Annotated in this window: 9 protein-coding genes; 1 reads left to right on the plus strand and 8 read right to left on the minus strand. The window is 36.1% G+C overall.

Annotation, left to right across the window (positions count from 1 at the left end; genetic code table 11):
* Positions 1-5: 5 nt before the first annotated feature.
* The 6 genes from VB248_RS21205 to VB248_RS21230 form a co-directional block, all read right to left on the minus strand.
* Complete coding sequence (locus VB248_RS21205; protein ID WP_323298841.1) at positions 6-491, minus strand: cyclophilin-like fold protein; 486 nt, start codon at positions 489-491, stop codon at positions 6-8.
* 29 nt (positions 492-520) lie between these two features.
* On the minus strand, positions 521-919 hold the full coding sequence (locus VB248_RS21210) for a (R)-mandelonitrile lyase (protein ID WP_323298842.1): 399 nt from the start codon (positions 917-919) through the stop codon (positions 521-523).
* 248 nt (positions 920-1,167) lie between these two features.
* Positions 1,168-2,328, minus strand: coding sequence for an MFS transporter (locus VB248_RS21215; RefSeq protein WP_323298843.1), 1,161 nt, complete (start codon positions 2,326-2,328; stop codon positions 1,168-1,170).
* 250 nt (positions 2,329-2,578) lie between these two features.
* Entirely contained in the window at positions 2,579-4,264 is a 1,686-nt protein-coding gene (locus tag VB248_RS21220; protein WP_323298844.1) for a glycoside hydrolase family 26 protein, read from the minus strand.
* Positions 4,265-4,549: 285 nt separating this feature from the next.
* The gene (locus VB248_RS21225) at positions 4,550-8,290 is read right to left on the minus strand and encodes a glycosyltransferase family 2 protein (protein WP_323298845.1); all 3,741 of its coding nucleotides are present in this window, start codon (positions 8,288-8,290) and stop codon (positions 4,550-4,552) included.
* Positions 8,287-9,561 carry a glycoside hydrolase family 2 TIM barrel-domain containing protein gene (locus tag VB248_RS21230; protein ID WP_323298846.1) on the minus strand — a complete coding sequence of 425 codons (1,275 nt, stop codon included), beginning with the start codon at positions 9,559-9,561 and terminating at the stop codon, positions 8,287-8,289. Before VB248_RS21230 ends, VB248_RS21225 begins: the two co-directional genes overlap by 4 nt.
* Before the next feature lie 317 nt (positions 9,562-9,878).
* Between VB248_RS21230 and VB248_RS21235 the strand changes: the two genes are divergently transcribed.
* Positions 9,879-11,171, plus strand: a complete 1,293-nt coding sequence (locus tag VB248_RS21235; protein ID WP_323298847.1) for an ATP-binding protein — start codon at positions 9,879-9,881, stop codon at positions 11,169-11,171.
* Between the two features lie 84 nt (positions 11,172-11,255).
* Here the strand turns inward: VB248_RS21235 and VB248_RS21240 are convergent, their stop codons facing one another.
* Together VB248_RS21240 and VB248_RS21245 are read right to left on the minus strand one after the other, a co-directional pair.
* Positions 11,256-12,881: a sulfatase family protein gene (locus tag VB248_RS21240; RefSeq protein WP_323298848.1), complete on the minus strand. Its 1,626-nt coding sequence runs from the start codon at positions 12,879-12,881 to the stop codon at positions 11,256-11,258.
* A 360-nt stretch (positions 12,882-13,241) separates the two neighbouring features.
* The coding region (locus VB248_RS21245) for a molybdopterin cofactor-binding domain-containing protein (RefSeq protein ID WP_323298849.1) at positions 13,242-13,977 on the minus strand (736 nt) is incomplete at its 5' end.

Consider the following 13,977-nt stretch of genomic DNA (forward strand, 5'->3'; position numbering starts at 1 on the left):
ATTTTTTACTTAATTTCAAAATGAACTTTTACATTTCCCTTGCCCAAAGCCGTAGTAAGTCCCGTAATATTGTTGATTGTACCCAGTTTGGTATAACTGTAAGTGCTTGAAAATGATTGATAAAACAAGACCAAGGTATTAGAGCCGTACATCATCAAATCGCCTACCTGAATACTGGCAGGGACGCTTGGATTGATGGGTAAATTGCTGGGCAAACTGGCGTACTTTTCGTTGGCATTGAGTTCTATCATATCAATCGACAAGGGCAATAAGGCTTTAAAAGCCTTTGCCGTAGGATTGTCTAAAAGTGTAGCAGTGAATACTTGGTTGCCAACGCTTATGGCAAGGGTATTACTACTCGGAACTACCGTAGTGCTTGAATCTTGTGGCATGGGTTCTATATCGTTGATTAATGTGCTACTTTTATCGCAAGCGACGATGCTGGCAAGGATACTCAGTACCAAAGGACTGGCAAACAAGAATTGTCTCATAAGATTTAGGATTTAAGAAATAGGAATTTTCATAAATTGACTTGCGTAAACTCTTCATCAGATACCGCTTGCAACCAAGTGACTTGTACGCCGTCTTTGAAATTAGTAATGGCAATATGCGTCATGGCAGTAGTGGCGGTTGCACCGTGCCAATGTTCTATATTTTCAGGAATGTTTACGACTTCGCCTTTCACAATTTTACGAGCTGGCTTTCCTTTTTCCTGATAAAAACCTTCGCCATCAATCACGATAAGTACTTGTCCTTTCGGGTGAGTATGCCAGTTGGTTCTTGCCCCAACTTGAAACGTTACACTTCCAGCAGAAAAATCATGGTTATGGTCTTGTGCGAGCAATGGCATCAGAAATGCCTCACCCGTAAACCAATCGTTTGGGAGCGGATTTCCCAATGGGAAAATAGTATTTGGCATCTGTTCTAATAGTTTGAAATTTTCTTCAAAACTATACAGTCTTGCTCAAATAGATTTTATCCATTTTACGGTTTTGATTACCATTTTTACTGTTCGGACTTTTAGAAGTAAATACTTTGTGGGTAGAACTATTAAATCAGGAAAGTATGTAGCATTTTAAAGAATACTTATGAAAGTAAAGCAAGTAATCAACTAACCATCAACTATAAACGGAGGGAAATAATTATTCACATTTGGAATACATCATTTTATTGACCAATCCCATACTTCTTACTCTTTATGAAGAAAAAGGTAATGACTGAACTAATAAATACCAACATGGCTGCCGTGTAGCTAAGAGAAATAATGGGTAGATGGTTAATAACAATACCTCCCAGACCAGCACCTGCTGCTACACCCACTTGTATCAGAGAATTGTACAAACTTAATATTACGCCCGGTTCTTCGCTGCTTAATGAAATGACATTATATCTAAGAAGGGGGCCTGGTGCCCAAGCTGCCAAAGCCCAAGTCATAAGGGCAGGAATGATGAGTAATGGCGTACCTTTTAGCATAGATAATGTTAGAATTGAAGCGGTATTTAATAACATACAAATCAAAATGACTTGAGGAATCCCAAATTTGTCACCTAAGTAACCGCCTAATCTGTTGCCAATCAGTGTGGCTATGCCAAAAGCCAATAAAGTTGGGCTTAGTAATTGTTCGCTCAGGAGTGATACTTGTCGTAAATAAGGCGTGATAAAAGTATAATAAGTAGCATATCCTAAAATCCAAAACAGCGAAATCCCCATACTTAATACAATTTTGGTGTTTTTGATTGCACTTAATTGCTTTTTGAATGGAGTGGGTTTTTCTACTTCAAAGGCTGGGATAAATTTGTAAACTAATGCCATAGAGGCAAAGCAAAAAAGGGCTAATATCCAGAAAATGGCTTTCCAACCAAACATTGCTGTAATGATTCTTCCCATCGGCAAGCCTAAAATCAAGGCTGCGTTGAAACCGATGGTTACTGTACCAATGGCAGAGGCTCTTTTTTCGGGTGAAACTAATTTAGTCGCTACAAGAAAACATTGTACATTAAATAAACCTACACCCAATGCCATGATAATTCTTGATAAAATCATCAATGAATAATTTGGAGCAATAGAGAGTAAAACAGAGCCTATGATAATCAACAACAGGGCTAACATGATGATTTTTTGCTGATTCAAAGCCCGCAAATAAAAGATGCTAATGGGTGTACCAATAGCAGAAGTAATGGCAAAAACAGCGATTAATTGTCCTGCCTGTGAGATAGTTATATTGGCAGATTTTGAAATTTCATCTAATACACCCACTATCACAAATTCGGATGTTCCTGTAAAAAAACAAACAATTGTAAGTAAGTATATTTTCCACTGATTATTCATAATATTGATGACTGTGTTTTTACTGTCTTCTCAAAAACCTCAAGAATTACAGTATTGTATGCAATTCAGATTGATTTAATCTTTTCTGGCTGCAAAATTAGACAGAATCACGACTATACTCTAAACAGTTATCAAATATTAACTTACAAAAATCAAACAGATGAAATTGTGCTTACCGAAAACTCATTACTTGTCAAATTCATGAAATGTTGTTTTTGACTACAAAACCTCTGACTACGTACAGCTATTTTTATTCTAAATGTGTGTAAAAATTTTGAAAAGTAGTGGCGTCGATACTCCAATCTGGAGCTTTAATTTTTCCCCAAGCATCTGGCGTATCGTGCTGATTGAAGTAACTTACTCCAAACACATTTTTATTGTTTTTTAGGGTTTCCGCCGCATTTTGCATCCAGCGATTTTGATAATTTTTTGGGCCTTTTACGCCAAATTCGGTGATAAAAATAGGCTTATTGGCAAAACGCATTCTGTAAAATTTACGATTGAAAATATCGCTAAATAGCTCTTGCTTTTGATAGTCTGTAATATTTTTATCGGGCAAACCGTAAATGGCGAAGCTGATAAAGTCAACCACATCATCGCCGGGCCACCAATCTATTGAACCTCTATCGCCTGCTGGTCCCCAAACACGAAGAATATTTTTAGGTTTGTTTTTCCGAAAAAGCATAAAATAGCGATAGGCATTGATGTACACGACGGGGTCTTGACTTTGCCAAGTATAGCGATGAATCGGGATTTCCATTTCGTGAGCCCAACGTAAGTAAACCTTTTGAGGTGTTTTCTCAATAAGTTCGTACAGCATATTGATTTCTGAGTCGTATTGTCCTTTCAAAACGTTTTGAAGTACATCGGGGTCGTTCATTTTTTTTACATCTTTCCAAGGTTCTACGGTTAGAATGATGTCATGTTTTCGAGCAACAACTGCCTGAATTTTCTTATGAATTTCTCCTTTTTGGATTTCGCCCCAATCGGTAAAAAGATGCTCTACTTGCAAGGCAGGCAATTGTGTTAATTTTTCAAGTGGGTCATAAACCCCTAAAATCATTTTTGAACGTTTAGGTTTTGTTACCGAATCTGGCACAAAATTCTGGCTTGAATAAATGGTATTTGTGAAAATTCTTTCATCCTTAGTCCCTTCCTGAATCCATGACTGTTGAAAGGCAAAAGGCATTTTTTCTTTTGCCCCAAGTATTATAATGGGTTTATTCATAAACCTCATTCGGTGTAATTTTTCTTTGATTTCACGAAGAATGGCTTGATGAAATGATACAGAATCCATTTGCTTTTTTTCGGATAAAGTAATGCTGATACAATCTACCAATTTTTCGCCGGGCCAATATTCTGAATCTCCTGCATAACCTGCTGGCCCCCAAACGATTTTTACGTTGGGTGCTTCCTTTTTTAATTGTGTTGCAAAATGATTGAATGCTTTAATATAAGCAGGTGGCGACTGAAATTGCCAAGGGTACTGATACTCGGGCAATTCCATTGCAGGATTCCAACGAACAAAAACAGGCTTGTTCGTTTTCGATAAAATCTGAGCCAATTCTTTTGTTTTTTGGTCAAATTCTCCTGTAAGCACTTTTTCAATGACATTCTGGTCAGCTCTCGAAAAAATGCTGTTTTTACTCCACGTTTCTATTGTAAAAAAAACAGCCGTGTCACCGCTTAAAGTCTTGGCTAAAGCCGTATTGTCAAACCAAAGTCCTGTATTTTTCCAAGTAATGGTAAAATGTTTTACAGGGAAAACCTCCTTTTTAACTGTCCCTGTTTTATCGTAAAATCCAAGTATCGGCTCATAAAATCGTTTACTTAGGTCGTCTTCATAAGTAGATATAATGCTTTTTCGGGCTATCCATAAACCTCCCAAAGCAAGTACAAGTCCCAATATTACGCTTGAAATAAGTATTTTTTTCACAGTATGATTTAAGTAATGAATACGATTTAAACTATGTTTTTGATTTATGTAAGTTATCAGACAGCATTAAATAAATGGCAATGCTTTAGGCAATAGGCTGTAAGCAAAAGAATTTTTATTAGAAAACAAACATTTTGCCTATTGCCTACCTACGGCTTTAGGCAATATGCTGTAAGCAATAAGCAAAAGACTTTTATTAGAAAACAAACATTTTGCCTATTGCCTACGGCTTATAGCCTAAAGCTTATCAAATACTAATTACCAATCACTTTTTCCAATCACTAATTAAAGTGGAATATTCAAAATAGATTCAGTAGTAGTAATATTATCAGCTTTTATGGCTACTAATAGCAATTTATAGCGTGAAACATCAGCAGGCATTTGTACTTTAATGGATGCACCTGTTCCAACAAATTGTTTTTTTATGGCTATTCCGTTGGCGTTTGTTTCTACCAAATACCATTCAAAACTTAAACCTGTGTTGAAATATTCAGCCAAATGCCAATTTTCATTATCAAAAACAAGTGCTTGATAAGGTAAAATATCATTGGCAAAAGTAGTAAGAGCAGGACGCAGGATTTTTATTTTGGGGAAACGAGATACTTGTACGTTTCCTTTCCAAATTTTACTTAAACTCTGCAATACTTCTTTGTTGCGTCCTTTTTCGTCTTTCAAACCATTAAATGTAACGAGGTCGGCATTTTGTTGGTCTTGCCAATTTTCTATCATTACGCCTACGCTTTTTTGCTTGATTTTTAGATAAGCCGCTGGATTTGCCGAACTAAAAAAGTAGGGCAATTCAATACGGCTGATTTGCTTTTGTGCATCAAATTTATCCGAAAAAATCAGTCCAAAAACATCAATTTCAGGTACTTCCTGTTTGATTTGCTTCATTTTTTCGTCAATACCTTCGCTTAGAGGTACATCCAAAGACACAGGGCGTTGCGTATCAATTTTCTTGATTTCTTTTATCAACGAATGAAGAAATTCAAAGTAGGCTTTTTCCTGATAGAGTAAAGCTGGTTTGTAAAAATGCTGTTCAAGTGTAGGCAAAGTATTATTGGCTATGTTCCAAGAAACTATCTCAGTATTGGCTTTGTACTTACGAATCGTTTCAAGAATTTTCACTTTTAGGCGTATCAATTCCCGTTTATTGTTTACATAACGTAATTGTTCGGGAAGCCAAAAACTAAAATGTACTTTTAGTTTTTGCTCTTGTGCTACCGTCAGTAGGTTGTAATCATAAATATTTCCTCCAATAAATTTTACCGTATTGATGCCTACGGATTTCATCATTGAAAAATCATTTTCAATAACTTTTTTGGTAAGTGGTTCTAAATTTTTCGACCAATTATTTGCCTTCAAGTAATTTACACCTTGCTGTCCGACAAACATTTTACTGCTATCCAGTTGAATGACCGAAGGAAGATTTTTGGTTTTATTAGAAATGATTGCCAAATGTTTTCGAGATAATCCTGCTTTGATTTTCGGCATATTTTTTACTCGCCAATCCAGTAAACCAACTGAACCATTAGGTAAATTTTTATCTACGCCAGAATTAAAAATTACGTAAGCTTTTATAGCAGGAAATTTCGTTTTGATGTCTTCAATGGCTTTTTTCAACCAAACTTCTTGGTTATTGAGCGAGGCCATTTCCGTAATCATCACAGGAATATTCGCTTTCAAAATACTATCTTGCTGAAATGGCTGATAGATTTCTTGAAAGGAATAAGAGCGTTTTTGTGGGTTGTAAGTATCGTAATTTAGGGCTGTTATGCCAATCCAATCCACAGACGATTTACCCGGAAAATAGCTTTTCATGGCGGTAGCTTTCCACGGATTCCAAACCCAAATGACATTATTTACTTGTAGTTTTTTGAATTTTTGAACCAAATAACGCCAAGCATTTTTAAAATCTTCTGGCGAATTTTCACCTTTTGCCGACCACGGATAAAATGGATTGTCCATTTCATGAGCAAAACGTAGAAAAACAGGACGGTCGAGTTGCTTGACTTGTAGGGCAAAAGTTTCGATATAAGTATCGAATTTTCCTGCAAGAATATGCTCAAAAACCTTTTTTTCCCCGAAAGTATTCGCTTCTTGAAAAAGACTTTGCCAAGGTTCCCAAGTAATCATTGGAATTGAATGATTGCTATACACGGAATCCATTTGTGGGATTGAAACAAAGCAATTTTCCTGCTCGCCCCAAGGAATATAAAAGGAAATAATATCAAAATGGGCATTAGATTTCTTTTGATATTCTTGCACAAGTTGTAGCGACGACAAGCCATCTGTATGTTTGGGTGCAAAAATTCCTGATAAAAATGGATTTTTTATCGTGTTGATAGTACTTATATTTTCATTTGAAAGCTCGTTTGGCATTTGCTTTAAATACAAATTTATACCAGTGAAAAGTAGCAAAATCAACAAGCTGACACTGCGAACGTTGGCGTAGGTTTTTCTTCGTAATAGCCAAAATTCAACCCTAAATTCTGAAAGTTTTTGATAAAATATTTTAGAAAAATGATAGCTGTTAATCCATGCTTTAATACGATTTTGCTCGCTACCCAGAATTATCAGCACAAAAAATAGAATATTAAAGCAAGTAATCCCAGACATAATTAACGAAAAGGGATTCCAGTCGCAATGAAGTCCATAAATAATAGAGCTAATAGAAATCAGTAAAACGCATAAATTGGGAATATTGAGAATAAAATTATTGCCAATTTTATTCCCTTTTTCGGTAGGAATGTATGGGACATCTTTTCGGATAAGAGTATAAATGAAACCCAAATTAAAAACCCACCAAGTACCAATCAGTAAAATACCACCAATCAAGTGAAAGCCTCTTTCGCTATCATCAATCACCCATTTTTGTACATAATGCCGAATGAGAATAATCGACAAAACGAATGGAAAAGTATGAAGTGAAAAAGTAGAGAAATCAATTTTTACAGGAAATTCTTGTGTAAACAGTGAGAAAACAGGTAAAAAAAGATTGATAGAAAAGATAAGTCCAGAAAGATAAAATAATGGAATAGTACCATAATGAATTTTTTGACGCAAGGTAAATTGCTTAAATAGCTTTGGATAGGTCACAAATAATAATTCAAATACGCCTCTCGACCATTTCAATTGTTGTTTGTAATAAGCAGACAAAGTAGATGGCACAAGCCCTCTGGTAAGCATTGAAGGCACAAATACCGATTTCCAACCTTTGGCGTGTAGCTGCATGGCAGTGTGCATATCCTCAGCCAAGCCCGCTGCATGCCCTCCGATAGACTCTAAGGCTGTTCTACGAAAAACACAATTTGCTCCAATAGCAGGTACAGTTCCGTACTTGTTCATGGTCATCATCATTGGCCCGTAAAAATGATACGTTTGTTGTGCTGCTCCTTTGGCTACCCATCCGTCTGCTTGGTTGTAGTAGGCTTGCACAACTTGTACAAAACCAATGGCTGGATTATCAAAATAAGCCACAACTTCATCTAAAAAATTGGGAGGAGCTACGTGGTCGGGGTCGAGTACCAAACATAATTCACCATTTGAGTACTTGAGGGCATTATTGATATTACCAGCTTTGGCATCTACTTTTTCAATTCTGGTGATGTGTTTTACGCCTAATTTTTTACATACTTCTTTTAAATAAGCGTCATCAGCTTCATCACAAAGATAAGTTGTATGCGGATAAGTAATGGCTTGTAGGGCTTCAAGGGTTTCTACAATCATTTCATAAGGTTCGCCTTTGCAAAAAGTAGTAAAAATATCTACGGTATAAGTTTTGGTAGCAACAGGCTTAGGCAAAATGCTAATATTGAAGTAGTGATACCATTCATAAATGATTTTTAGACAAGTAAAAATCAAGGAAAATAAAAGTAAGGCAAATAGATATGGGTTTTCAATGACGTTTTTATTCAAAAACGGGTACAAAAAATAGATGATACTTCCCAGCCCGATGATAATCATCGTTCTGAGTGAAAAGTTTTCGAATTTGGTTGGCGGTTTTATCGTGTGGTTTTCTTTCATTTTTCAACTACATAAAAGGGTGTATTAGCACTGGCAAATAAGCCATTTTGGTCATAAACTCTAACGTAGATACGATACGGCCCTTCTTTTTTTGGTGTTCTGAAAACGTAATGATTTTCGTGTTGTTCTATCAATAAATCATTGATTGCCTTTGGTTTTTTATCATTAAAAGTATCGTTTACTCGAAGCCAATCTTCTGGTAAAATTTCCCAAGAAAAAGTTAAGCCATCCAGTTTTTTATCATCCATAAATACCTGTGCTTCAATGCTTTTATTGGGTGTAAACAAAATATTATCTTTTGCCCCCTTTTTATCTACCAACATATATTTGATTTTAGGAGGGTTGATTTTTGGATACTGATTAGTCCAAATTTTTTGCATCGTTCCTACGGTTTCTGCGGCTGCTCCATTTTCGGCAAAAAGACTAAACCAAGTAGGTGTATATTCTTGTTTTTGTCCCCAATAAAAAGCCAGTGAACCCAAAAACCTTGGATTGTCCACGGGCATATATTGCTGATAAATTGATAAATATTGTTCCGCTTTTTTGGTACTGGTATTTTCGATGTACGAACCCCAAACCGTTTGGTTGGCATCGCCCCAAGGGCCATCAATTCCCCATTCTGTAATCAAAAAAGGACCGTCCCAAAGCCACTGTAAATTTTTAAGATCTTGAGCTAAATACTTGAGTCTTCCGAAAATATTCACAGAGATAAAATCTACCTCTGTCCTGAGTTTGATATTGAGGATAGTTCTGGGTTGAATATTAACTACTGTGGTGGTTACCAAATGGTTGGGGTCTTCTCGGTGAATCATCTCCACCAAATTATTGAAACTCTGATAAAATGCGTTGAATTGAAGCCTTTGTGGAAAAGCAAGTTCGTTTCCCAAGCACCAAAATAATACTGCTGGGTGGTTTTTGTAGCGATTAATGAGTTTGGAATAAGCCTGATACTGGCTTTGTACTTTTTGAGGATTTTGATAAAAATTCGCTTCTATGCTGATATTAGGCATAGGTAAACCAACCACAACCGCAAGGTTGAGGGCTTGAGCTTCACTTAGAATTCCATCGAGGTTGGTAGTATCCCAAGTACGAATGGTGTTTCCGCCTGCATTTTTTAATGCCTCCAAGTTTGAATAACCTGCTACTCCCTTTATGACAAAAGGTTTGCCGTTTCTTTTGAGGATATATTTACCGTTATTGTTTTCAATAAATACTTTTCCTTTCGACGTTGATTCTTGAGTTTTTTTACAAGCAGAATTAATAACAAGCAATAATATTAAACATAATCGTAGAAAATACATAATGAAAGAACAATATTTATAATTTAGATTTTAAGTCAAAACAAATTTACACATAAGAATTTAACTATCAATCTCTTGGAGAATAGATTTTACTAAGTGTGGCATTATGTTTTTCTTGAAAAACTACAAAAACTGTGATATAGTTTATTTTTTAATAGCATTTCTTATCAATATTAAATGTTAAGTATATAATTATGGTTATTATTTTAAATTAATAGTGCAAAATAATAACCATAATTGTAAAATTGTTTATCTTTACTCAACAAATAGGTCTGAAAATTAATGCTATGTTTAGAGAAAAAATAAATGAGTTAGCCAATTGGAAAACGAAGTCCACCAGAAAACCACTCGTTTTGAACGGAGCAAGACAAGTGGGTAAATCTTGGTTGGTTCAAAAATTTGGTGAAAGCTATTTTTCTGGAAAAGTCATCACCATCAATTTTGAAAAAAGAAGAGATTTACACATCATTTTTAAAACCAATTTTGATGTCAATAGAATACTTTTAGAGTTAGAATTTGCTTTAGGAATCAAGATTGACCCTGAAAATGACTTACTTTTTTTTGATGAGATTCAGGCTTGTGCTGACGCTTTGGGGAGTTTGCGATATTTTTATGAAGATAAGCCCGCTTTGCATTTGATTGCGGCAGGCTCATTATTAGATTTTGAATTTAGAAATCAGCCTTTTCCTGTTGGACGAGTAGAAGTAATGAGTCTTTCGCCCATGACATTCTACGAGTTTCTATTGGCAAGAAAACGAGAAACTGTGGCTAATTTTCTCAAAGAAAAACCAAGTATTTTACCCGAAATCGTTAGTAATATTTTAAATGATGAACTGAATAATTACTTCGTGGTCGGCGGAATGCCCGAATGTGTGCAATGTTTTGTGGATAGTCAAAACCTCAATGAAGTACAGGCGATTCAAGATAATTTATTGTACGCTTACGAGCAGGATTTCAAAAAGTATAAGCCTACAGTAGATGGCGACGCACTGAATGATATTTTAGAAAAAAGTGCCTTGCTGATAAGTAATCAGATTATTTATACGCATTTGTCAGAACGTTTTTCAAGTCCGACTATCAAAAAAGGGGTTGAAGTATTACGCACCGCTCGTTTATTGAATGCCGTTCAGAATGTTTCGATTACGGGTTTGCCACTTACGCCTTCGGGCAAACAGTTCAAATTGTTTCACCTTGATATTGGTTTGTTGTTACGAAAAAGTAAATTGTCATTTCAAGATATTTACTTGAAAAAGAACCTTTCGGCGGCTTTCAATGGCATGTTGGCAGAGCAGTTTGTAGCACAGCAAATGATTGCTAATCAAAAAGATGAGCTTTGTTATTGGGCAAGAACCAGCCCGGGCAGTAGTGCAGAAGTAGATTTTATTATTGTTCGTGAAGGACAAATTATACCGATAGAAGTAAAGTCGGGGAGAAGTGGTTCTTTAAAAAGTTTACATTATTTATTAGAACATCATCCGCACATTACTAAAGCTATTATTTTTTCAAATGCTCCTTTTGGAATTAACGAAAAACTCCATTTTATACCGATATTTTGGGCAGGGAATTATAGTGCCGTGTAGCTGATTTAGACAAATGAAGTTTTTGGAGATTTTATTGTAAGGCAAACGCAAAGATTGCCTTACAATAAATAACTGATTTGAAACCTATTTGAAGATTTTGCCGCTCCCTTCCAATTCTTTGTATTTTTCAATGTACTTTTTATCAAGTGTTTCCGAGTCTTTATACTTTACCCGAAGTTGAGCCAATTTTTGATGTAATTCTTTCTTAACCGCCGCATACTTGGGGTCGTTATAAACATTTTTCATTTCGTTTTTATCGTTGATGCGGTCGTACAGTTCCCACTCGTCGATGTCGTAATAAAAGTGAACGAGTTTATATTTTTCAGTAACGATGCCATAATGACGTTTCACCATGTGAACACTTGGATATTCGTAATAATGATAATAGGCGGCATCTCTAAATTTATTACCATTTCCTTTAAAAATCGGAATCAAACTTTCGCCTTGCATATCGCTTGGGGCTTTGATGCCAGCGGCTTCAAGGAAAGTTTGAGCGAAGTCGAGGTTCTGCACCATTTTTGTATTTTTTGAACCGGGTTTAATAACCGTTGGCCATTTTACTAAAAGTGGCGTTTTGAAAGATTCATCAAAAATAAAACGCTTGTCGAACCAACCATGCTCGCCCAAGTAAAAACCTTGGTCAGAAGTATAAACAACAATCGTGTTTTCTTCTAAATTATTTTGTTTCAAAAAATCTAATACTTTTCCTACGCCATCGTCCACAGAAGCAATACAAGCCAGATAATCTTGCATATATCGCTGATAACGCCATTGCATTTTTTCCTTTTCTGTCATTGTCGGGTACTTCTTCACAAACTCATCATTCATTTTTCCGTATGCTTCGTCCCAAGCTTTTCTTTGTTCGGGGTTCATTCTTCCGACAGTATTATTATAAAAACGGATGTCGTAAGGATGCGATTCTTTGATACCCAATTTTTGCATATTTTCGGGAAATACTTTTGAATCACCCGCCCAATTCATGTGCGTTAGCAAGTTCATTTCTGCTTCTTTTGAAGCCCTTCCTCTGCCTTCACAATTATCAAAAAGCGTAGTAGGTTCTGGAAAAGTTTTTTGTAAGTACTCCTTAAAATGGCGTTGAGCAGGCAACCATTCTCTATGAGGAGCTTTGTGTAAATAGGCTAAAAAGAAAGGTTTATCTTCGTCTCTTTCATTTTTCAACCAATTGATAGTCAGGTCAGTAATAATATCAGTTACATAACCCAATAGTTTTTTTCTACCTTCTTTTTTTGTGATAAAGTCGGGGTTATAATAATCGCCTTGGTCGGGCAAAATTTGAAATTCATCAAAACCTTTAGGATTGTTCCCAAAATGTAATTTCCCAAACATCGCTGTTTGATAACCATTTGCTTGAAGTATTTGTGGAAATGTAATATTAGTACTATCAAAAGGAAAGTAGTTATCAATTTTACCGTTGATATGACTGTGTTTTCCTGTAAGAATTACGGCACGAGAAGGGGCACAAATTGAATTAGTAACGCAAGCATTGGTAAAAAGCATTCCTTCCTTAGCGATTCTATCAATGTTGGGCGTTTTGGTGAGGCGTTTGTCATAAGCCGAGATTGCTTGATAAGCATGGTCGTCAGACATGATGAATACGATATTAGGTTTTTTCTGTTTTTTAGGTCTGAATGCAAAAAATGCCACAGCAACCGAAGTAAACAACAGCAGCGAGATAAGTACTTTTTTCATAGATAAATACATTTTGTACTGAGAAAATTCGTCAAGATTAACCTTTTTAAAAGGTTAATTTATCAAAAAGATACAATAAAAGTACAGGGAAAAAATGATAGATGAAAAATAATAAAAGTAAATATGACTTTACCACGAAGTAAATAATTGAGCATATTTTATTGAAAGCATTAGGTAAATAAAATATTATTGAATTTTCTAAAACGTGTATTTTGTTTTTTGGCTAAATGCTTAAAGCCTAAAACAGGAAAACGATTTTTACCTACCTACTTAAAATATACGATGATGATTGTACAAAAAATAAGCCCCTTCTGATAGCTTTTAGCTAAACAAAAGGGGCTTTTTGGGGAAAAGAGTATTTTAGATTTTAGTTCCTTCTGACATAAATGGCTGATTGTAATACCTTTTACCAGTAGATTTATACAAAGCATTGGCAACAGCCCCGAACACAGGAGGGAAAGGTGGCTCGCCAAGACCCGTTGGGTCGATGTTGTTTTGTACAAAATGAACGTCTATTTCCTTGGGTGCTTCGTTATGACGAATGATGCGATAATTATGGAAATTACTTTGTTCGGCTGCTCCGTTTTTGTGGGTCAATGCCCCGTAAAACGCATTACCGATTCCGTCTACAACTGCTCCTTGTACCATGTTTTTGGCGGCATCGGGGTTTACGACAATACCGCAATCAATGGCACTGGTTACTTTTTCAACATAGGGCTGACCGTCACGCATGACTATATCCACCACATGACCAGCGTAAGAAGCATGACAAAAATAAGCGGCTACACCACGCTTTTTACCTTTATTTTCGGGTTTGTCCCAGCCCGATTTTTCTCTAAGCAATTCCAATACGCCAGCGTAGCGGTCGGCATCGTATTCGTTGTTTTTGCCTACTGGATTTTCTTTGGCACGTTTCAATAAATCCAGACGGAAGGCGATTGGGTCTTTGCCCATTGCTTCGGCTACTTCGTCTAAAAACGACTGTTCGGCCGCAGCGTTGAAGTTTGAGCGAGGAGCTCGGAAAGCCCCAATGGTAATATTAGAAGGAATTTCCCAAGCCTCAGCCAAGTAATTATCTACCGCACCAGCAGGGAAA

Origin of the sequence: Arcicella rigui (assembly GCF_034929435.1) — a bacterium.
In the GTDB taxonomy this organism is placed as follows: Bacteria; Bacteroidota; Bacteroidia; order Cytophagales; family Spirosomataceae; genus Arcicella; species Arcicella rigui.